Origin of the sequence: Paenibacillus paludis (genome assembly GCF_042610515.1) — a bacterium.
Lineage (GTDB): Bacteria > Bacillota > Bacilli > Paenibacillales > Paenibacillaceae > Paenibacillus_AQ.
Window position 1 is genome coordinate 113038 of the sequence record NZ_JBGJZP010000010.1, and the last position, 18865, is coordinate 131902.

Sequence of the window (18865 nt, forward strand, 5' to 3'; positions counted from 1 at the left end):
GGGCGCCGCCTTTGCGAATATTATGCAGTAGTGGCTCTGCAGGCAGGAGCCGGGAAAGGAAGCGAGGAAGATGAGGGTGGCTGGGAGCAGGTCCGCAGACAACCCGCAGGGCTACTACGGTAAAGTGAATGCCCGTGGGGTGCCGAAAAGATACCTCCGCCGGTATGGGCCGGAGCGCGATGCTGTGCTGATTTTGATTCTGTTTATACTGCTGATTGTAATACTGCTGTATTTTTCCTGAACTGGGGAGACATAACGAAGCGGCTTAAGGCGAACAATAAGGAAAAACTTCTAAGCGAAGAAAAGTCCGAGGGGAAATGTCCGCACTCACTGGTCCAGCCCTCCCCTCGCATACATTCCAGGAGGTGTCCTCATTTGCCGGCCAAAACTAGAAAGTCCGGTGTCAAGCTTCGGCTTGACACCATGACCCCACAGGATTATGAGAAATTGTCCAAGCCGTATGTGCCCAGTCGCCCTGTGTTCAAAAACTGCATCCGGGCTTTTCTGTCGGGCGGGTTGATCTGCGTGATCGGACAAGGCATACAGGAGGCTTTTATGGCGATATTCGATATGACCTCCAGGGAAGCCTCAAGCCCTACCGTTGCAGTTCTGATCCTTATCTCCGTCATCCTGACCAGCTGCGGTGTATATGACAAATTGGCCCAATGGTCAGGAGCAGGCACTGCTGTTCCCGTCACGGGTTTTGCCAACAGTATGTGCTCCGCAGCGCTTGAACACCGTGCCGAAGGTCTTGTGCTCGGAGTTGGCGGCAATATGTTCAAGCTGGCCGGCTCTGTCATTGTATTCGGTGTCGTCGCAGCCTTTATAGTCGGGGTAGTCTATGCCGTTATGGGCTGGGGAGGTTCTCACTAAACTATGAAGCAGCTTGGCAGACAGACCTGGCAATTCACAACCCGTCCTGTCATTCTCGGTTCTTCCGCAGTAGTAGGGCCGGAAGAAGGGGAAGGCCCTTTGGTTTCCGATTTTGATTTTATCTATGACTCGCTCAAAATGGGCGAACAGACATGGGAGAAGGCAGAACGAGCCCTCTTCGAGAAAGCATCCAAGCTGGCGCTGATGCATGCGGGACTCGAGCAGGAGAAGCTGGAGTTTTTCGTCGGCGGGGATTTAATGAATCAGATTATCAGCAGCTCGTTCGCGGCGAGAAAGCTTGGTGTACCTTATCTTGGCGTCTTTGGCGCATGTTCCACTTCCATGGAGAGTCTCGCCATCGCTTCGATGATTGTGGATTCCGGCGGGGGCAAATACGCGCTCGCGGGAACCTCCAGCCATAACTGTACCGTGGAGAAGCAATTCCGCTATCCAGTCGAATACGGCTCCCAAAAGCCGCCGACCGCCCAGTATACCGTAACCGGTTCGGGCTGTGCCATTGTCGGCCGCAATGACGGCTCGGCTGCAGGCCCCTATGTTGTGTCGGCAACGCTCGGACGCATTATGGATATGGGACTGACGGACCCTTTTAATATGGGCACAGCCATGGCTCCGGCCGCCGCGGATACGATAACTGCACATTTCCGCGATACGGGCTTGTCCCCGGGCCATTACGATTTAATTGTAACCGGTGATCTGGCTTCCGTCGGCCTGCCCATTGCCAAAGATCTCCTGGCCAAAGAAGGCATTCCCATGGAGCAGACGACATTTGATGACTGCGGGATGCTCATTTATAATCTCGACAAGCAGAAATATGTCATCGCCGGAGGGAGCGGCTGCGGCTGCTCGGCTGTGGTCACCTATGGACATATTCTCAAACGGATGAAAAAAGGCGAGCTGAAGCGGGTGCTGATCGTGGCAACCGGAGCGCTGCTTTCACCGCTGTCATACCAGCAGGGAGAAAGCATACCGTGCGTGGCGCATGCTGTAGCTCTGGAGAGCGGAGGTGAAGGAGCATGATTTATGTATGGGCATTTTTGATTGGAGGCGCCATCTGTGTCATCGGGCAGCTCATGTTCGACGTACTGAAGCTGACGCCCGCTCACACGATGAGTACGCTTGTCGTTGCCGGAGCAATCGCTGACGCGTTTGGGCTGTATGACCCGCTGGTGAAATTTGCCGGGGCAGGGGCTAGCGTTCCAATTACCAGCTTTGGCAACTCATTGGTGCACGGAGCGCTTACGGAACTGGAACGGGACGGCTGGGTCGGCGTGGTGACGGGGATTTTCGATGTGACCAGTGCCGGGATTTCGTCAGCCATTGTATTCTCGTTTCTGGCAGCCCTGCTTGTACGGCCTAAGGGAACGCATTGATCAGCTGAAAACTATAGGTTTCATTTCCGGCCGCCACTTTGGCGGTCTTTTTTGTTTTGTCTACATAACCTTCCTTAATTCCTGCGTGCTCTGCTCAAGAAGTTTCTCCGCCGCAGCGGAAATTAGTGAGTACTCCTGATCAAGCCATTGCTTTATGCCGGGCTCGTAATCCTTCTTGAAGATTAGCGCCGATAAATTCCTGATGATGTGATAGGAAGCATACGGATGGGGCAGCTTGGGGGCATTTTTGGCCTGAAGCAAAAATTTGGTGAGCACGGAATGATCGCTGTAATAGATAAGCTCAACTAATTTAGCCCGGTATTCCAAATCCCTGGACTCAAGCCCGGGAAATTGGTTGAAGTCATACAAATGCTGTGCTTCGTGCTTCAGGTAAGAAATTCGAAACTCTGCGCCTTCGATATCTTCATAACGTTTAGCATTGCAATACAGGCTTTCCTTCACAGCCCAGCCCCCGACGGTTCTCTGTTCACACGTAGCGAAACTGATCCAGCTTTCCAGAATAAAGTCCTTCATCATATGTACGGTTACGGGCTGGCTGATGGAGGGGAGTTCCACAGTGAAATTTAACGTCTCCATCTTTCGCCATATATAAGGTCCTCTGTACGGAGGGGTGACTCCGCCCCAAAAATAATAGCCCTTTTGTGCAAATCCTTCCTTCAGATGATCTTCAATGCAATCAAGGGCGGCGGGCTGCTCAATCTCAATCTCAATCAAATTGCGGAGTGCCTCCATGAGCTTAACCTCAGCATCATCCGCTGCATCAGGACGGGTCAGCACCATGCGGAAGTAAGCGTGGTAGGCTGAAATCACCCGTCTAACCCAAGGGTCTTCTTCCTTAAGTGTTACCTCGTCATGTTTGTTGAAAAATCTGTTGATGTACAATGCCTCAATCTTTTCGATTTGCTCGGTTTTGGGCTGGATTGAACGCAGATACACCATTGCCGGGTTAATGTCTCCTTGAAGACATAGGGCATAAAACTTGTCCATGGATGACCCTCTTTTCGCCTGCCAGAATAGAAAAACGGATTCGGTTTATAATCATTTCTATAGGAACAATAATTTTCCTTCTATATAATAGAGAGATTTCCTTGTCCATTGTTTGGTGTATCTTTAATTTCACGGGCTGCAATAATGTACTTTGGGACCCATAATCATGTAAAATATAAGTATTACGCTTATTCTGACATAGGAGGTTTACTATATATGCCCGTACGTCAAGAATCAATTCACATCATGAAGGCTGTTCGCCATAATTTGGAATCCTGTATACTCGGCAAAACATTTGAAATAGAGCTGCTGCTTACGGCGCTGCTGGCCGGTGGGCATGTCCTGATCGAGGATGTTCCGGGAACGGGCAAAACCCAGCTCATTCGGGCGCTCTCCAGATCAATGTCCGGGGAGTACCGCCGGATTCAGTGCAATCCCGATATTCTCCCTAGTGATATAACGGGGGTATCGGTCTATCATCCGCGCGATGAGATGTTCCATTTCCGTCCCGGTCCCGTGATGACGAATATTCTGCTCGCCGACGAGATCAACCGTGCGACAACCAAGACGCAATCTGCGCTGCTTGAAGTGATGGAAGAACGGAATGTAACCGTCGACGGAGAGACGTATCCGCTGCCGCATCCGTTTATGCTCTGTGCGACGCAGAACCCGATTGATTTCGAAGGCACCTACACGCTGCCTGAAGCACAGCTTGACCGTTTCATGCTGCGTATCAGCCTTGGCTATCCCGATGCGGTTACCGAGAAGAATCTTCTGATGAGCCATCAGGAGGGACAGCCGGTGGACAGGCTTACCCCGGTAACAGGCATGGAACAAATTGCGGCTATCCAGGAAGAAATCCGCGAGATTTATATCAGCGATCCTGTCCTGAACTATTTGCTGGATATTGTCCGCCAGACCAGAGAGCATCCGCTAGTCCTGCTTGGTGCCAGCCCCCGTGCTTCGCTTTCATTCATGATGGCCTGCAAAGCCTATGCTTTCCTGCAGGAGCGCGATTATGTTCTTCCGGATGATGTGAAGATTCTTGCCCCGTATGCGCTGGGACACCGCATTCTGCTGCGTCCGGAGTCGCGGCTGGATAATATCAGTGTAGATTCCTTGCTTCAGAAGCTGCTCCAGAGCATACATGTGCCTGTGACGATGAGGCAATAATGATGAAAAGGTATTTGTCCGGAGCGGCAGCTGTCATTCAGCCGGGGAAATTCGCCGGCATCCTTGCGATCTGGGGCATCACGCTGCTCTACGTACTGTTTCAGGGCGGCAAAACATCATTCATGCTGTTTATAATGGTATCTGTACTAATGATATATCTGATGATTGGAGGCTTAGGCGGAGTACGGCGGGCCAAAGGCACGCGCAGCCTGTATTCCGAACTGGACAAGCCTGATCTGCTCTATGCGGGCGGCTTTCTGCGGGTGAAGCTGGACGTTACGATTCCAGGCTTTTTGCCTCTGCCGTATGTGGTGGTGAGAGAAATTCTGAAGCGCCATAACGGCGAATCCTGGGTATTTGAGGAGAGCATGGTTCCCAGCCTGAGAGGTCAGGGGGAGCTGCTGTTTCAGACGCCGGCACTGGAGCGCGGCCGCTATACGTTCGAAGGAACGGATATCCTGAGTGAGGATATCTTTGGCCTAGTGGAGCATAAGGGCACCTTTATGGCCGAAGGGCAATTCCGCGTATTGCCCCGTGCGGTATTCGTGCCGCGCTGGCAGCTCTATGAGCGGAAGTCACGGCTGGCGGGGCAGCAAGCCTCGCTGCTTCATTCCCGGAGAGAGACAACGCAGATCAACGGGGTCCGCGATTACGTCTATGGCGACCGGTTAACGCGAATCCACTGGAATGCCACCGCCAAGACAGGCAACTGGAAATCCAAGGAATTTGAGCATGAATCTGTACCCAAGACGATGATTGTGCTGGACGGCAGCGCCATGGTATATGCCGGCTCGAACCAGTTTGAGCTGGCGGTGTCCATTGCCGCCTCCCTGCTCGGCTTTGGGATCCGCGACCGGATCGGCATCGGTTTATGCTGTCTGGACAAGAACACCAAGATATTCATGCCTGCCGAGGGCGCTGCGGAGCGGCAGAAGATGATCCAATATTTGATTGACATTAATGCGGAAGGCCGCGGGCCGCTGGTTCCCAGGCTGGAAAAAGGACACCGTATGTTTCCCAAAGGCTCCTATCTGGTGTTGATCAGTCCGCAGAGCGGACAGCCTGTACTGGATGTGATGCGCTGGGCGGAGAGCCGGGGAATGACGCCCTCCCATATTCATGTGCGCAATCCGGCAGCGGTCAACCGCGGCGGAGAATGGATAGATGTGCTGAAATCCCGCGGGGCAACCGGCTATAGCGTAAGTTCGCTTCATGAGCTGCCCTCAGTGCTCGGAGGTGATAAAGTATGATGAGACGCTGGTGGAGCGGGATGAAGTCCTCATGGCATTACTCCTTCAGTCTGCTATGGCTGATGGTTATCGCCCTGCAATGGCTCACGTATACAGAGCCCTTCTGGCTGAAGGCGACCACTGCCGCCGTACTGCTGACCTTGGCTGCGGCGGGGGTTATTGAAATTCTTTTACCTGTTAAACGGGGATACCGGCTGATTCTTGAAGTTTGCGCCATGCTATATTTCGTGTACAGGGTAATTCTGCGCTACGAACTCTATGTTCCTGATCCATTGCTGCCTTCACTGCGCGACCGTCTGCCTGACATCGCCATAAATATGGTTCCATATCTATGGTTTGCTGCGGGTGCGCTGGCCTTGCTGCTCCTGTCATCGTGGTGGGTCTCCTCCAAGGCGAGGATTCTGCTGTTTATCACCACGAATATTGTAGCCTTTGCGGCACTGGATTCCTTCACTTCGGCCATACTCTGGCAGGAGGTCGCCTGGACGGTGTTCGCGGGGATGGGCTGGCTTGTTACCCAGCATTTGAGAAGCTTTCAATTGCATTATCCCCGCGGCTGGACTTATCTGCTGAAATATCCTTTCAAGATCTTCATAAATATCGCCATTATTTTCTCCTTTGTCATTATTACAGGTGTGAACATGCCAGAGGTGCGGCCGACACTGACAGATCCTTATACCGCCTGGCATAAATGGAACGGCACCGGATTATCGGCAAGCTCCGGCACATCGGGAACAACAAATGCCGGAACCAGTGATGCTTCTGCAGGAAGGACTACTTCGGGTTATAGTATGAACGACGATAATCTGGGCGGGGGCTTTAACTATGATTATTCGCCAGTCATGACGGTGACCTCGGATATAAGGTCCTACATGCGTGGGGAAACCCGCAGCGTATATTCTGGAAAAGGATGGAGTGATGACGACCGGCTTACACGCGGTCCGCTGTCCGGGGCAGCGGTAGGCAAAGAGCTGGACAGGGAACCCGGCTCCAAGGTGGAGACGCAGACCCTGAAGCAGACGGTAAAGCTGCTTGGGAACATTGATTATCCGGTATTGTTCGGAGCCTATTCCATTGCGAAGGTCGATTCCATAGACGGCAAGGAACAGAGCAGCCGCTTATTATGGAGAAGCGCAGACAGCGAAATGCTGTGGGATACGGATGGGAACAGCGGAAACTATCCCCAGACTTACGTGCTTACTTCGGAGGTCCCTGTCGTATCCGTGCAGGAGCTGAGCAAACAGACCTTCGATCAGCTGTACACCGGCCAGAATAATACGCAATACCTGCAACTGCCCGACAATTTTCCAGAGCGGGTCACAGAGCTGGCAGAGACAATAACCGCAAGCGCGAAGACCCCTTATGACAAAATTGTGCTGCTCCAGCAATATCTGCAACAAACCTATCCATACTCGAATCAGCCGGATCTGTCACGCGGCAAAAGCAAGGATTTCGTGGAGAGCTTCCTGTTCGAGATTATGGAAGGCTACTGCGACTACTATTCCACCGCACTCGTGACCATGGCACGTTCGCTGGATATTCCGGCACGCTGGGTCAAGGGATATGCACCCGGTGAACAGGCACAGCTTCCTGACAGTCTGGCCCAGCAGGGATTATCCAATAATAATTATACGATTACGAATGCCGATGCCCATTCCTGGGCGGAAATCTATTACGGTGAATACGGCTGGATTCCGGTTGAAGCGACACCGGGGTATAATGTGCCTCTTCTGACACAGAGCGAAGAGCCTGAGAATAAGGAAGATACACAGCCGGAAGAGGATAAACCTGAGCCTGAACAAGAGGTGGCAGATCCCGGCAAAACCGGTGAAAGCCTTCATGTAGGCGTCTGGGCCGTATCGGCCGCTGCGGCAGTGCTGCTGCTGTGGGGAGGTTATCTGCTCTGGCATTACCGGTTCAGTCTCCGGTTCCTGCTTGGGCGGCTGCGCAACGGCAAACCATTGTCTCCGGTGCAAAAAGTTGTGGCTGAAACCGAGCGGTGGGTAAAGTATGCCCGCAGAAAGGGCATGCTTAAAGAAGAGCACGAAACGCTTCGTGAATCGGTGGCCCGCTGGAGCCGTGAACGTCCGGCGGCTGCAGAAAGTCTGGCGTTGCTGCTGCAAATGTTCGAGAAGGCGAAGTACAGCCCGGATGTTATAGAAGACAAAGATTGGCGCAGCGTGTATACTGAAGCTTTGCGGCTGCACAGTCTTTTGAAATCAGATAAATAAACGTGGCAGTCCTAACATCGTCGCAGATTCATTTGCGAAGCGCAAAGAGTATGATATAGTTTTTCGTATGAAATCGAGGTGAACGTATTGTTTGAAAGGTTGGTTCCAAAACTCCGGGTGAATACGGTATTTGATATTGGGCTGGAAGAGCTGTACAGCCGGGGATACCGTGGTATCATTACGGATCTGGATAACACGCTAGTCGGCGCCAAAGCGCCTCTGGCCACTCCGGAGCTACTGTTATGGTTCGAGAAGGTGAAAGAGCTGGGCTTCAAGCTGATCATTGTGTCGAACAATAACATGGACCGGGTGTCACGCTTTGCAACGCCGCTTAATATTGAATTTGTACATCAGGCCCGCAAGCCGATCAATACGCCTTTCGTGAAGGCGATGAAGCTGATGGATCTGAAGCCGGAACAGACGATCGTAGTTGGCGATCAGATGCTTACGGATGTATTCGGCGGCAACCGGCTCGGCCTGTATACGGTATTGGTGCTGCCCATCTCCGTGAAGGATGAAGGCATTGGAACAAGAATTAACCGCCGGATCGAGCAGATTGCCCTGACACGGCTTCGCAAGCAAGGATTGTGGCATGAGGAGGATAAACCCCAATGAATCAACAGAATGAAACACAGCGCCCTGTAAAATGCAGCGGCTGCGGTATTAAGCTGCAGACCGAAAAGAAGGATCTCCCGGGTTATATTCCGGAGGTTGCATTTGAACGGGAACCGGTTATCTGCCAGCGCTGTTTCCGCATCAAAAACTATAATGAAGCTTCTTCGGTATCCGTCGACCAGGATGAATTTCTTCACCTGCTCAGCGGAGTGGGCGAGAAGAACGCGCTTGTTGTGCATATTGTCGATCTCTTCGATTTCGAAGGCAGCCTGATTTCCGGCCTGCAGCGTTTTGTCGGCAATAATCCGGTTATTCTTGCAGTGAACAAATGTGATTTGCTGCCCAAGGTAACGAACTGGAACAAGCTGCGCAACTGGATGCAGCAGCGCTGCAAGGAGCATGGACTGCGGACTGCGGAGATTATACTCTGCAGCGCGAAGCGCAATCAAGGGTTCGAACGTCTGCTGGAAGCGGTGAATGAGCTTCGCGGACAGCGTGATGTCTATGTCGTAGGGGCAACCAACGTAGGTAAGTCTACGCTGATTAACCGGCTTATTTCCGATTATAGCGATCTCGAGCAGGAACTGACGACCTCGCGATATCCGGGAACGACTCTCGATACGGTCAAAATCCCGCTGGATGACGGTCACTATATCATTGATACTCCGGGAATTGTATATCCTTGGCGGTACAGTGAACTGGTGGAGCGCAAGGACCTCGGTGCCGTTATGCCGGAGAATCCGCTCAAACCTGCGGTATATCAGCTGAATGAAGGCCAGACGCTGTTCTTCGGCGGTCTGGGGCGTTTCGATTTCATTCAGGGTGCCCGGCAATCCTTCACCTGCTTCATCAGCACTACGCTCAAGATTCACCGTACGAAGCTGGAACGTGCGGATTCCCTGTATCAGGATCACCGCGGTGTGATGCTGGCTCCGCCGGTAACTGCCGACATGGACAAGCTGCCGCAGTGGCAGCGTCATGAATTCCGGATCAGCCGGGGCAGCCAGACCGATCTGTTCATCTCCGGCTTGGGCTGGATCAAGGTGAACGGAACCGAAGGTGCCGTTGTGGCAGTTCACGTTCCGCGCGGCGTGAAGGTGGTTACCCGCCCTTCGCTGATCTGACGAAGGGAGGGGCATTGTCTGTGACAAGTGCAAACGGAAATGACAGAAATACGGATCTGCTTCTGGGGGTAATGGGTGATCCGATTGCCCAGTCCAAATCCCCGATCATGCACGGGGCTGCGCTGAAAGCGCTGGGCATACAAGGGGCTTATGTCCCGCTGCATATTACCGGAGATCAGCTTGGCGATGCGGTGCAGGCCATCAAGACCCTCGGCTTTCGCGGAGTCAACGTTACCATACCGCATAAGGTTGCGGTGATGGAGTATCTGGACAAGCTGGATGAAAGTGCGGTTGCTGTCGGTGCAGTGAATACGATTGTCAATGACAACGGGGTACTTACCGGATTCAATACGGACGGCATCGGTTATGTCCGTTCGCTGAAGGCGGAAGCGGTCCCTGATCTGTCCGGAACCCGTATTCTGGTAATCGGTGCCGGGGGCGCGGCGAGAGGAATTGTCAGCGCTTTGCTGGCCGAGAAGCCATATTCGGTTAAGATCGCTAACCGTACTGCCGGGAAGGCCGGGGAACTGGCGGCATTATTCCAGGGCCGGGGCAAGGTTGCCGGAGTGGGCATGGATGAAATCGCGGAAGCGGCTAAGGATGCGGATATTGTAATCAATACCACATCTGTCGGAATGTTTCCCCATCCGGATGACCTGCCGATGGATCCCGGACTGCTGCGTGAAGGAATGGTCGTAAGCGATCTTATCTACAATCCGCTGCGTACCCGGCTGCTGCTCGAGGGCTTGAAGCGGGGCTGCACAATCCATGGGGGTCTGGGAATGTTCGTATATCAGGGCGCCTATGCGCTGGAGTATTGGACAGGGCAGGCTGCACCCGTGGATATTATGCGGCAGACGATTATCGATTGCCTCGGCGGCAGTGCCAGTGAAATGGATCCGCAAGTTTAGGGTAATAATATATGTTAATTAAGGGGTTTGTTCATTTATGTTAACTGGAAAACAAAAACGCTATCTCCGCTCTTTGGCCCATCATCTTGACGCTGTCTTTCAGGTCGGCAAAGGCGGTGTGAACGACCACCTGGTCCGTCACATTGAAGAAGCTATTGAAAAACGCGAGCTGATGAAGATCAGCGTGCTTAACAATAATGCGGATGACCCGAAGGAAATCGGTGCAGCTCTGGCTGAGCAGTCCGGCTCCGAGCTGGTGCAGGTTATCGGCAAAACTATCGTTCTTTACAAAGAGTCACGCGACAACAAAACGATTGAGCTTCCACGCTAGGAAAGCTGCGCCTTGCGGCTGCCTTGCAGTCACATGGAGTCATTTCGCAGGAAGATAAGAGGAGGTAGGCCTCTCTTGAAAATTGGAATAATGGGAGGAACCTTTGATCCTCTTCACATAGGACATATGATGGCGGCGGAAGCTGCGAGGGACACCTATTTGCTGGAAGAGGTCTGGTTTATGCCTTCGCATATTCCGCCCCATAAGCATGAAGCCGGAGCTTCGGGTACAGACCGGCTGGCGATGGTGCAGTGTGCGGTCGAGGACAATGAGTCTTTCCGCACGCTGGATTGGGAAGTCCTCAGAGGCGGCGTTTCCTATACATTGGAGACCGTGCGCAGCCTGCAGCAGGAATACCCGGACCATGAGTTTTATTTCATCATCGGTGCGGATATGGTGCAATATTTGCCGAAATGGCAGGGGATTGAAGAACTTGTGCAGCGTCTGACCTTTATCGGTGTGGGCCGTCCGGGCACTCCGCTGGATCTGGCAGCGCTGCCCGGCTATATCGCCGACAAGGTGCTGCTGGCGGACATGCCGCTGGTGGATATTTCGTCCACGATGCTCCGGGCGCGCTCCGCTGAAGGGAAATCAATCCGTTATATGGTACCGGACAAGGTTTTCGATTATGTGCAAAGGAGTGGATTGTATGGCCTACAGCCGGGAAGCGCTGATTGAAGCGGTCTCTTCGCAGATGCCTGATAAGCGCTGGCAGCATACCCTTGGCGTAATGGAGTCCTCAGTGAAGCTGGCTGAGCGTTATGGTGCCGATCCTGCCCGTGCGGAGACAGCGGCGATTCTGCATGATGTGGCCAAATATTGGCCTGTGGAGAGAATGAAGGAAATTATTGAGCAGAATGGTCTGCCCTCCGAGCTGTTATCCTACGATAAGCAGCTGTGGCATGCGGAAGTGGGGGCATTTGTAGCGGAACGGGATTATGAAATTACCGATGCAGAAGTGCTGGGAGCCATACGCTATCATACTTCGGGCCGTGAAGGCATGAGCCTGCTGGAGAAGATTGTCTGCCTGGCCGATTATATCGAGCCCGGACGGGATTTTCCCGGTGTGGATGAAATACGCAGGCTTTCCAAAGTAAGTCTGGAGGAAGGGCTGATAGCCGGATTTGATTCGACGATCAGCCTGCTGCTGCAGAAGCGCCGGATTGTGTTTCCGTTAACGGTGCTGGCGCGTAATGATTTAGTAAGAATACTGGAGGATAAATAATGAGTGTACAATCAAGCAAGCTGCTGGAACTGACTTTAAAAGCTGTGGAAGATAAAAAAGCGATGAATGTTGTCGCGCTGGATCTGCGCAATGTTTCCCCAATCAGTGATTATTTCGTGATTTGTCACGGTAATTCCGATACCCAGGTGCAAGCGATTGCCACCGAAGTACGCAAGGTTGTTCATGAAGCAGGCGGTATGATCCGCGGAATCGAAGGCATGGACGCAGCGCGCTGGGTGCTGATGGATCTTGGCGATGTCGTTGTGCATGTGTTCCACCGCGATGAACGCGAATATTACAACATTGAGCGCCTGTGGTCTGACGCCAAGATTGTGGAGAACGTATGAGTCTGATTGCCGGAACTGTAGTTAAACTGGATGTACTCCGGGAAGTATCGCCTTACGGCTACTTCCTGGGTGCCGGTGATCAGGATGTTATGCTGCATTATACGGAGCTGGTTGGCAGCAAGCCCAAGCCGGGCGATAAAGTGGAAGTATTCATCTTCTTCGATACGGAAGACCGGCTCGCGGCAACAATGAAGAAGCCTTTTCTGACACTTGGTGAAATGGCGTTGCTGGAAGTCGCCGATATTCATCCCCGTCTCGGCTGCTTTCTGGAAATGGGACTTGGACGCCAGCTCCTGCTGCCGATCCGCGAGCTTCCTGAACTGATCGAGCTGCGCCCGCAGGTTGGTGACAAAGTATTTGTCATGATGGAACACGATAAGCAGGGGCGTCTCCGCGCCAAGCTGGCCGGTGAACAGGAGCTTGCTCCGCTGGCGCTTCCTGCGCCAACCTCATGGATGGGGCAAATGGTGACCGCAAGAGTGTACAAACCGCTGCAAATGGGCACCTTCGTGCTTGTGGACGGCGGAGTGCTGGGCTTCGGCATTATCGGAATGGTTCATTCCTCGGAACGCAGCCGTCTGCTGCGTCTGGGCGAGCAGTTTGAAGCCCGGGTCTCACATATCCGCGAGGATGGCCGGGTCAACCTTTCCATGACCCACCGCAAGGAAGTGGGACGTGATGTGGATTCCGCTGCTTTGCTGGACTTTCTGAATTCCCGACCGGGCGGTGCCATGCCGTATTCGGATGCCACGCCTCCGGATATTATCAAGCAGCGCTTCGGCATCAGCAAGTCGGCCTTCAAACGGGCGATGGGCAAGCTGATGAAGGAAGGCCTCATTACCCAGAAGGAGAATTGGACCTACCTTGCAGGCAAGGAAGACACAGCTCCGGATGAGAATCAGGGCGATGAAGGAACAACGGAGAATTAAGCGGTTATGACAGCATTTGATTACAGGTAATTATAGAAAGCGGTGTGCGCAGTGTCTTCCTATGGGAAATTTGCATATGTATACGACGAGCTTATGGCCGATATGCCATATCCGGATTGGCTGGAGTTTGCGGAAACCGCCTGGAAGCTGCACGGAAAGCCGCTCACCGTGGCCGAACTCGGCTGCGGAACCGGCAGCATTACCATTCCGCTTGCCGCATCAGGGTATCATATGACGGGCATTGACCTCTCTTCCGACATGCTGTCTGTGGCGCAAAAGAAGCTGGAGGAGCATCCGCAGGGCCGCAGGTTCTTGCGGGAGGGCAGTGTGCGCTGGGTAAGGCAGAATATGAAGGAATGGGAGCTGCCGGAACCGGTGGATTCCGTTATTTCTTTCTGTGATTGCCTCAACTATGTGCTGGAAGAGCAGGACGTTCAGGCGGTTTTCGCCAGTACCTTTGCCGGTCTTAAGCCGGGAGGAACCTTCCTGTTTGACGTGCATCATCCCAATACATTGATCCGTTACGAGGAAGAGCAGCCCTTTTTCATGAATGAGCCCTCCATATCGTATATTTGGACCAGTGAGCTGGATGTGCCGCGGCGGGAAATTGAGCATCATCTGTCTATCTTTGTTCGTGAAGAGGAGCGGGGTGATCTGTACCGCCGCTTTGAGGAGACTCATGTTCAGCGGGCTTATGATCCGGAGTGGATGACAGCGGAACTGCTGAAAGCCGGGTTCAGTGATGTGAAGACCTATGCTGACTTCGAATGGGTAGAGGCGGATGACAGTGCCCAGCGGTTGTTTTATGTAGCAGTGAAATAAACCATATGCTTATGTGGGTCCTTGCCCGGAGGGTGAGGGCCTTTTTGCGTTAATCCGATTGTTCCAATAAGGAACCGGCCCGTACAAGGGCAAGGGCCGGCATCTTCCAACCTTTTACCGGTGCTCAAACAAATCGATCGCGCCTAAGACAATATGCGCCAGACCAAAGCCAAGCACGCCGGTTGCGGCCAGCTTGTATTTGCTTCCCAGAAAAGCTGCGCCGGAAGCGGAAACTACGGTACCAAGAACGGCAGGGATCAGACCTTCACGCATATGAAACACTCCTTCTCGGTGGTATGGGAGACATCGGTTAGTGTGGGTTAAGCCGATGACAATTATACAGGCAGGAAATGCTTCACATAGACATGAAAAAAAGACCATCTTCTGGGCTAGCCGCCTGGGATGGTCCTTGTGTGATTACTCGGTTGTTGTCATGGAAACACAGCTGCCAACTTCTTCAACCTCATGTACATTATAAAGCACGCGGGCCATCAGATCCTGGCTGTAATTGCCGAAATGCTTGCCGTAAATGGTCAGTCCGCGTTTGTTGACCGGCTTGTCGGTAACGGCAATGCGGAAGGTCAGCTCGCTTTTGTAGTCCAGCTTAATATCATCAAGGGTAATGTCCGAAATGCGGCAGCCGTCGATAAAGCTTCCTTCATTGTTGATCCGGATCAGTTTGAGCATGCCGTATTGATTCAGGTGAGGAGGCCACCAGTCTGGATTAAAGGTACCGCGCTGATCCCCGAAGTCTCCGGGACTGGTCCAGTAACCGATTTCGATGCCGTTTACATAAAAGTAGAGGTCTGAAGGATAGTTATCGCTGAAACCGGGAGCCTCCGAGCCAATTTCCATGGAGAACTGAATTTCACGGAAGGTCTGATTGGCCTTAAGATAGTTCGGAATGCGGTATTCCAGGAATCCTTCAGCCATCCAGATAATCTCCGAATCAATCCGCTGGGGATCTGCGAAATAGCGCGGCTCGTCGAAGTCACCGATAATGCTGTCCTTGGTGGCCAGCCCGCAGGTAGGAACAGCCTGATAGTTGCTGTAATGGCCAACCTGAATCTCAACTTCATAAAGGTTGTCGACATCCTTGCTGCGGAGATCAACCATCAGCTTATCTTTATTAAGGTAACAGACTTTCTGAATGCCATGTTTGCCTACAGAAGTATTAATTTCGATCAGGCCGCTTTCTTCCAGCTTCTTGATATGCATCGTGATGGCGCCATTGCTGAGATTCAGCTTCTTGGCGATTTCATTCAGGTTGAGTGCCTGATTGGTGGCAAGCAGCTCAAGGATCTGGATGCGAATCTCGGAGCTCAGTGCCTTGAAAATATCAATGCCACTCATTAAATCTTTAATATAAATCATTGTACAATACCTTCCTCCGCGGACGTCATGAAAGACTGTTTTATAAAATTATAAACTAATTGAGGTAAAAAGGAAAGACTTCTTCCTTTATTTGTGTAATACAATTAAATTTAAGTCATTTTTTAAGCTAATAAGTCCTTTGATTCATATATTTATAAAGATACTTTAGTGGAATAAGATGAAAAGGACCTATTATTTTCTGAAAACAGCCTTAAATTCATTTTGTTTTGAATACATATAAAAAGGTTTATACTTTTATATTTACATGAAGGCTTATATATGTTATTTTATATCTGTAAGCGAATACATTCAAATGTTTTTTAATTAATTAATAAAAATGTGAAATGGAAGTGATGAGATTGTCGGCAGACACACTAAGAGCGACGCTTATCGCCGATAAGTCCTTTGTTATCGCTGAAGTGGATAAACGGATTTACGGCTCCTTTATTGAACATTTAGGCCGTGCAGTATATGGCGGAATTTATGAGCCTGGTCATCCCAGCTCCAATTCTCTTGGCTTCAGAGGTGATGTGAAATCACTTGTCCAGGAACTGGGTGTGCCGATTATCCGTTATCCCGGAGGGAATTTTGTATCCGGCTACAATTGGGAAGATGGCGTAGGTCCGGTAGAACAGCGTCCGAAGCGGCTTGAGCTGGCCTGGAGAACTATTGAACCTAATGAGGTAGGTACGAATGAATTCATGAGCTGGGCCAAGGAAGTAGGCTCAGAGGTGATGATGGCTGTCAATTTGGGTACGAGAGGTATTGATGCCGCACGTAACTTGCTGGAGTACTGCAATCATCCCGGCGGAACCTACTGGAGTGATTTGCGCCGCACTCATGGTGTGGAGCAGCCGCATAAGATCAGAACCTGGTGCCTCGGCAATGAAATGGATGGACCCTGGCAGATCGGCCAGAAGACAGCTGCCGAATATGGCAGACTGGCTTATGAAACCGGTAAGGCGATGCGCCTGGTAGATCCGGACATAGAGCTGGTTTCCTGTGGAAGCTCAAGCTCAGCGATGCCGACTTTCCCGGAATGGGAAGCGGTAACTCTAGAACATACTTATGATGTCGCCGATTATGTTTCCCTTCATCAATATTATGGAAACAGGGACAACGATTCTGCCAATTTCCTGGCACGCAGCATGGACCTGGAGCATTTCATCCGCACCGTAACGGCCACCTGCGATTACATCAAAGCCAAGAAGCGCAGCAAGAAAACGATGTATCTCAGCTTTGACGAATGGAATGTCTGGTACCACTCCAATGAGTCGGATACGAAGATTGAGCCTTGGACAGTAGGTCCGCCTCAGCTTGAGGATCATTATAATTTTGAAGATGCCCTGCTGATCGGCAGTATGCTCATTACCTTCCTCAGACATGCGGACCGTGTGAAGATGGCTTGTCTGGCACAGCTTGTAAACGTAATTGCACCCATTATGACAGAAGCGGGTGGAGCAGCCTGGAAGCAGACAATCTTCTATCCATACCTGCATACCTCCAAATACGGGCGCGGCGTTTCGCTTCAGCCGATTGTCAATTCGCCGAAATATGACGCTCAGGACTATACCGATGTTCCTTATCTCGACAGTGCCCTTGTGTATAATGAGGAAGCCGATGAGCTTACGATCTTCGCCATTAACCGGCATTTGGAAGAAGCACTGCATTTAAAATGCGATGTGCGCGGATTTGAGGGCTACCGGTTAATCGAGCATATTGAGCTCCATCACGAGGATCTGAAAGCGGTTAATACAGCCAAGGAAGAACATGTGAAACCAAGACAAGCAACCGGAACCGAATGCAAGGATGGTTTTGTAGAGACTCTGCTGTCCAAGGCCTCATGGAATGTGATTCGTTTAGGCAAGGTGAACTGATCTTGGGTTCCCTGGCAGGCAACAAACTGAGTTCATTGTTTGCAAAAACATTTTTGTAGATGATTTACTAATTTAATTATTAGGAGGAGAAAGTGTTGAAGAAAAAGTGGGGTTTTTCGGCATTAGCACTTGTTCTATCATTATCGACGGTATTGGCAGGCTGCGGGAAAGATGATTCAAAGACAATAACCTTCTGGACGCCGCTGACCGGTGATGACGGTGCCTATATGGACCAGCTTGTTAAAGATTACAATGCTACCAATCCAGAGATAAAGGTGAAGCATGTAATTACCGCGGATATGTATACCAAAATTTCGACGGTTCTGAACTCCGGCAAAGGCGTGCCTGACTTGGCCATTATCCACGCTGACCGTGTACCGGGTTATGTGAAGCAAGGAACACTTGAGCCAATGACTGCAGTAACAACTGCTCAGCCTGAAATTAAACAAGACAATTACCTGCCGCAAGCGTGGTCAACAGGTACAATAGATGGAACTCAATATACAGTGCCTCTCGATATTCACAGTAATGTTATGTACTACAATAAAGATTTGCTTAAGAAATATGGTGCGGAATCCTTCCTCGACGACAATGTGGTGACGATAGATGAAATGCTGTCGCTGAAAGGTAAATTGGCTGAAGGCGACTTTGTGGTCAACGATGCCCTGCTGGGCTGGGTTATCCTCGGGCAAATCCAGAACCTTGGCGGAGATATCCAGGAGAATGGAAAACCTGCTGTAAACACACCGGTGATGAAACAAGCTTTTGAAAATGTTAAAAAGATCAACGATGCCGGTCTGATGACACCGTTTGGTGAAGACGGATACCTGATGTTCCAATCGGGCAATGTATTGTTCTCCACAGATGGCACTTGGAGCTCCACAGCGCATGCTGGAGTTGAAGGCCTCAATTTCGGAGTAACCAACGTATATTCCAACACGGCTGACAAGTTCACGAACAGATCCTCTTCGCACTTGTTCTCCATGTTCAAGAATAAAGACAGATCTGAAGAAAAGGTAGCTGGAATCGGCAATTTCCTGGAGTTCATCCGTCAGAATTCCATTGAATGGGCCAAAGCCGGACAGACCGTAGCAAGTAAAAAAGTTATTGAGAGCCCAGAGTATAAGGATTACATGCAGTCCTTCTTTACTTCGAATGAGAAAGAGATTGAATCCCTCTACATCTACACTTATGAATACTACCCATATATTGCAGAAGCAGTGGATACGTATTGCGGAGATATCGTCCGCGGCAACGTAGATATTGATGAAACTCTTCAGACAATGCAGAAGTTTGTAGAAGATAAAATCGCTGAGGGCACAAGCGGAGCAGCGAAGTAATAAAAGGAAGCGGAAATGATTGCATGAAGCAATGTGCCGGATTA

At 51.2% G+C, this 18865-nt stretch carries 21 protein-coding genes; 18 read left to right on the top strand and 3 right to left on the bottom strand.

Translation table 11 applies throughout. The annotated features are described in order from the left end of the window. Positions 1-70 precede the first annotated feature (70 nt). From ACAN56_RS20030 to spoVAE, 4 genes are all read left to right on the top strand, one after another. Positions 71-241, top strand: coding sequence for a hypothetical protein (locus ACAN56_RS20030; protein ID WP_179091735.1), 171 nt, complete (start codon positions 71-73; stop codon positions 239-241). Between the two features lie 134 nt (positions 242-375). Beyond that, positions 376-873 carry a stage V sporulation protein AC gene (gene spoVAC, locus ACAN56_RS20035; RefSeq protein ID WP_379145305.1) on the top strand — a complete coding sequence of 166 codons (498 nt, stop codon included), beginning with the start codon at positions 376-378 and terminating at the stop codon, positions 871-873. A gap of 3 nt (positions 874-876) precedes the next feature. Further along, positions 877-1911 (top strand): stage V sporulation protein AD, encoded by a 1035-nt coding sequence (spoVAD, locus tag ACAN56_RS20040; RefSeq protein ID WP_379145307.1) that lies wholly within the window; start codon positions 877-879, stop codon positions 1909-1911. After that, positions 1908-2264 carry a stage V sporulation protein AE gene (spoVAE, locus tag ACAN56_RS20045; protein WP_038587876.1) on the top strand — a complete coding sequence of 119 codons (357 nt, stop codon included), beginning with the start codon at positions 1908-1910 and terminating at the stop codon, positions 2262-2264. The genes spoVAD and spoVAE overlap by 4 nt, the downstream gene beginning before the upstream one ends. A 60-nt stretch (positions 2265-2324) precedes the next feature. Here spoVAE and ACAN56_RS20050 read toward each other — a convergent pair whose 3' ends face one another. Then, positions 2325-3272, bottom strand: coding sequence for a hypothetical protein (locus tag ACAN56_RS20050; RefSeq protein WP_379145309.1), 948 nt, complete (start codon positions 3270-3272; stop codon positions 2325-2327). Between the two features lie 216 nt (positions 3273-3488). Here ACAN56_RS20050 and ACAN56_RS20055 point away from each other — a divergent pair, with 216 nt between their 5' ends. The 12 genes from ACAN56_RS20055 (at position 3489) to ACAN56_RS20110 (ending at position 14230) form a co-directional block, all read left to right on the top strand. Beyond that, positions 3489-4445: an AAA family ATPase gene (locus ACAN56_RS20055; protein ID WP_038587881.1), complete on the top strand. Its 957-nt coding sequence runs from the start codon at positions 3489-3491 to the stop codon at positions 4443-4445. 2 nt (positions 4446-4447) lie between these two features. Beyond that, entirely contained in the window at positions 4448-5695 is a 1248-nt protein-coding gene (locus ACAN56_RS20060) for a DUF58 domain-containing protein (RefSeq protein WP_052091916.1), read from the top strand. Further along, entirely contained in the window at positions 5692-7926 is a 2235-nt protein-coding gene (locus ACAN56_RS20065; RefSeq protein WP_379145313.1) for a transglutaminase-like domain-containing protein, read from the top strand. Before ACAN56_RS20060 ends, ACAN56_RS20065 begins: the two co-directional genes overlap by 4 nt. Positions 7927-8013: 87 nt before the next feature. After that, a complete protein-coding gene (locus tag ACAN56_RS20070) occupies positions 8014-8541 on the top strand; it encodes a YqeG family HAD IIIA-type phosphatase (RefSeq protein WP_038587886.1) in 528 nt (175 codons plus the stop codon). Then, complete coding sequence (gene yqeH, locus ACAN56_RS20075) at positions 8538-9665, top strand: ribosome biogenesis GTPase YqeH (protein ID WP_038587889.1); 1128 nt, start codon at positions 8538-8540, stop codon at positions 9663-9665. The genes ACAN56_RS20070 and yqeH overlap by 4 nt, the downstream gene beginning before the upstream one ends. A 20-nt stretch (positions 9666-9685) precedes the next feature. Further along, positions 9686-10576, top strand: a complete 891-nt coding sequence (aroE, locus tag ACAN56_RS20080) for a shikimate dehydrogenase (RefSeq protein ID WP_379145316.1) — start codon at positions 9686-9688, stop codon at positions 10574-10576. A gap of 37 nt (positions 10577-10613) precedes the next feature. Further along, on the top strand, positions 10614-10907 hold the full coding sequence (gene yhbY / locus ACAN56_RS20085; RefSeq protein WP_038587894.1) for a ribosome assembly RNA-binding protein YhbY: 294 nt from the start codon (positions 10614-10616) through the stop codon (positions 10905-10907). A gap of 75 nt (positions 10908-10982) precedes the next feature. Then, positions 10983-11585, top strand: coding sequence for a nicotinate-nucleotide adenylyltransferase (locus ACAN56_RS20090; RefSeq protein WP_379145319.1), 603 nt, complete (start codon positions 10983-10985; stop codon positions 11583-11585). Then, positions 11557-12132, top strand: coding sequence for a bis(5'-nucleosyl)-tetraphosphatase (symmetrical) YqeK (yqeK, locus tag ACAN56_RS20095; RefSeq protein WP_076110520.1), 576 nt, complete (start codon positions 11557-11559; stop codon positions 12130-12132). The genes ACAN56_RS20090 and yqeK overlap by 29 nt, the downstream gene beginning before the upstream one ends. Next, positions 12132-12479, top strand: a complete 348-nt coding sequence (rsfS, locus tag ACAN56_RS20100) for a ribosome silencing factor (protein WP_038587902.1) — start codon at positions 12132-12134, stop codon at positions 12477-12479. Before yqeK ends, rsfS begins: the two co-directional genes overlap by 1 nt. Next, positions 12476-13408 (top strand): CvfB family protein, encoded by a 933-nt coding sequence (locus ACAN56_RS20105; protein WP_379145322.1) that lies wholly within the window; start codon positions 12476-12478, stop codon positions 13406-13408. The genes rsfS and ACAN56_RS20105 overlap by 4 nt, the downstream gene beginning before the upstream one ends. A gap of 51 nt (positions 13409-13459) precedes the next feature. Beyond that, positions 13460-14230: a class I SAM-dependent DNA methyltransferase gene (locus ACAN56_RS20110; RefSeq protein WP_038587906.1), complete on the top strand. Its 771-nt coding sequence runs from the start codon at positions 13460-13462 to the stop codon at positions 14228-14230. 114 nt (positions 14231-14344) lie between these two features. On the opposite strand, the gene ACAN56_RS20115 is transcribed toward ACAN56_RS20110, so the two are convergent. Together ACAN56_RS20115 and ACAN56_RS20120 are read right to left on the bottom strand one after the other, a co-directional pair. Continuing rightward, positions 14345-14503 (bottom strand): hypothetical protein, encoded by a 159-nt coding sequence (locus ACAN56_RS20115; RefSeq protein ID WP_038587909.1) that lies wholly within the window; start codon positions 14501-14503, stop codon positions 14345-14347. Positions 14504-14647: 144 nt separating this feature from the next. Further along, a complete protein-coding gene (locus ACAN56_RS20120) occupies positions 14648-15604 on the bottom strand; it encodes an ArsR/SmtB family transcription factor (RefSeq protein ID WP_038587912.1) in 957 nt (318 codons plus the stop codon). 359 nt (positions 15605-15963) lie between these two features. Here ACAN56_RS20120 and arfA point away from each other — a divergent pair, with 359 nt between their 5' ends. Next, positions 15964-17481: an arabinosylfuranosidase ArfA gene (gene arfA / locus ACAN56_RS20125; protein ID WP_379145325.1), complete on the top strand. Its 1518-nt coding sequence runs from the start codon at positions 15964-15966 to the stop codon at positions 17479-17481. Positions 17482-17573: 92 nt separating this feature from the next. Next, positions 17574-18821 (top strand): extracellular solute-binding protein, encoded by a 1248-nt coding sequence (locus ACAN56_RS20130; protein ID WP_038587917.1) that lies wholly within the window; start codon positions 17574-17576, stop codon positions 18819-18821. The last annotated feature ends 44 nt before the right edge of the window (positions 18822-18865 follow it).

Coding starts and splice junctions, on each gene's coding strand:
- ACAN56_RS20030 (WP_179091735.1), top strand. CDS start 71: ATGAGGGTGGCTGGGAGCAGGTCCGCAGACAACCCGCAGGGCTACTAC.
- spoVAD (WP_379145307.1), top strand. CDS start 877: ATGAAGCAGCTTGGCAGACAGACCTGGCAATTCACAACCCGTCCTGTC.
- spoVAE (WP_038587876.1), top strand. CDS start 1,908: ATGATTTATGTATGGGCATTTTTGATTGGAGGCGCCATCTGTGTCATC.
- ACAN56_RS20050 (WP_379145309.1), bottom strand. CDS start 3,272: ATGGACAAGTTTTATGCCCTATGTCTTCAAGGAGACATTAACCCGGCA.
- ACAN56_RS20055 (WP_038587881.1), top strand. CDS start 3,489: ATGCCCGTACGTCAAGAATCAATTCACATCATGAAGGCTGTTCGCCAT.
- ACAN56_RS20060 (WP_052091916.1), top strand. CDS start 4,448: ATGAAAAGGTATTTGTCCGGAGCGGCAGCTGTCATTCAGCCGGGGAAA.
- ACAN56_RS20065 (WP_379145313.1), top strand. CDS start 5,692: ATGATGAGACGCTGGTGGAGCGGGATGAAGTCCTCATGGCATTACTCC.
- yqeH (WP_038587889.1), top strand. CDS start 8,538: ATGAATCAACAGAATGAAACACAGCGCCCTGTAAAATGCAGCGGCTGC.
- yhbY (WP_038587894.1), top strand. CDS start 10,614: ATGTTAACTGGAAAACAAAAACGCTATCTCCGCTCTTTGGCCCATCAT.
- yqeK (WP_076110520.1), top strand. CDS start 11,557: ATGGCCTACAGCCGGGAAGCGCTGATTGAAGCGGTCTCTTCGCAGATG.
- rsfS (WP_038587902.1), top strand. CDS start 12,132: ATGAGTGTACAATCAAGCAAGCTGCTGGAACTGACTTTAAAAGCTGTG.
- ACAN56_RS20105 (WP_379145322.1), top strand. CDS start 12,476: ATGAGTCTGATTGCCGGAACTGTAGTTAAACTGGATGTACTCCGGGAA.
- ACAN56_RS20115 (WP_038587909.1), bottom strand. CDS start 14,503: ATGCGTGAAGGTCTGATCCCTGCCGTTCTTGGTACCGTAGTTTCCGCT.
- ACAN56_RS20120 (WP_038587912.1), bottom strand. CDS start 15,604: ATGATTTATATTAAAGATTTAATGAGTGGCATTGATATTTTCAAGGCA.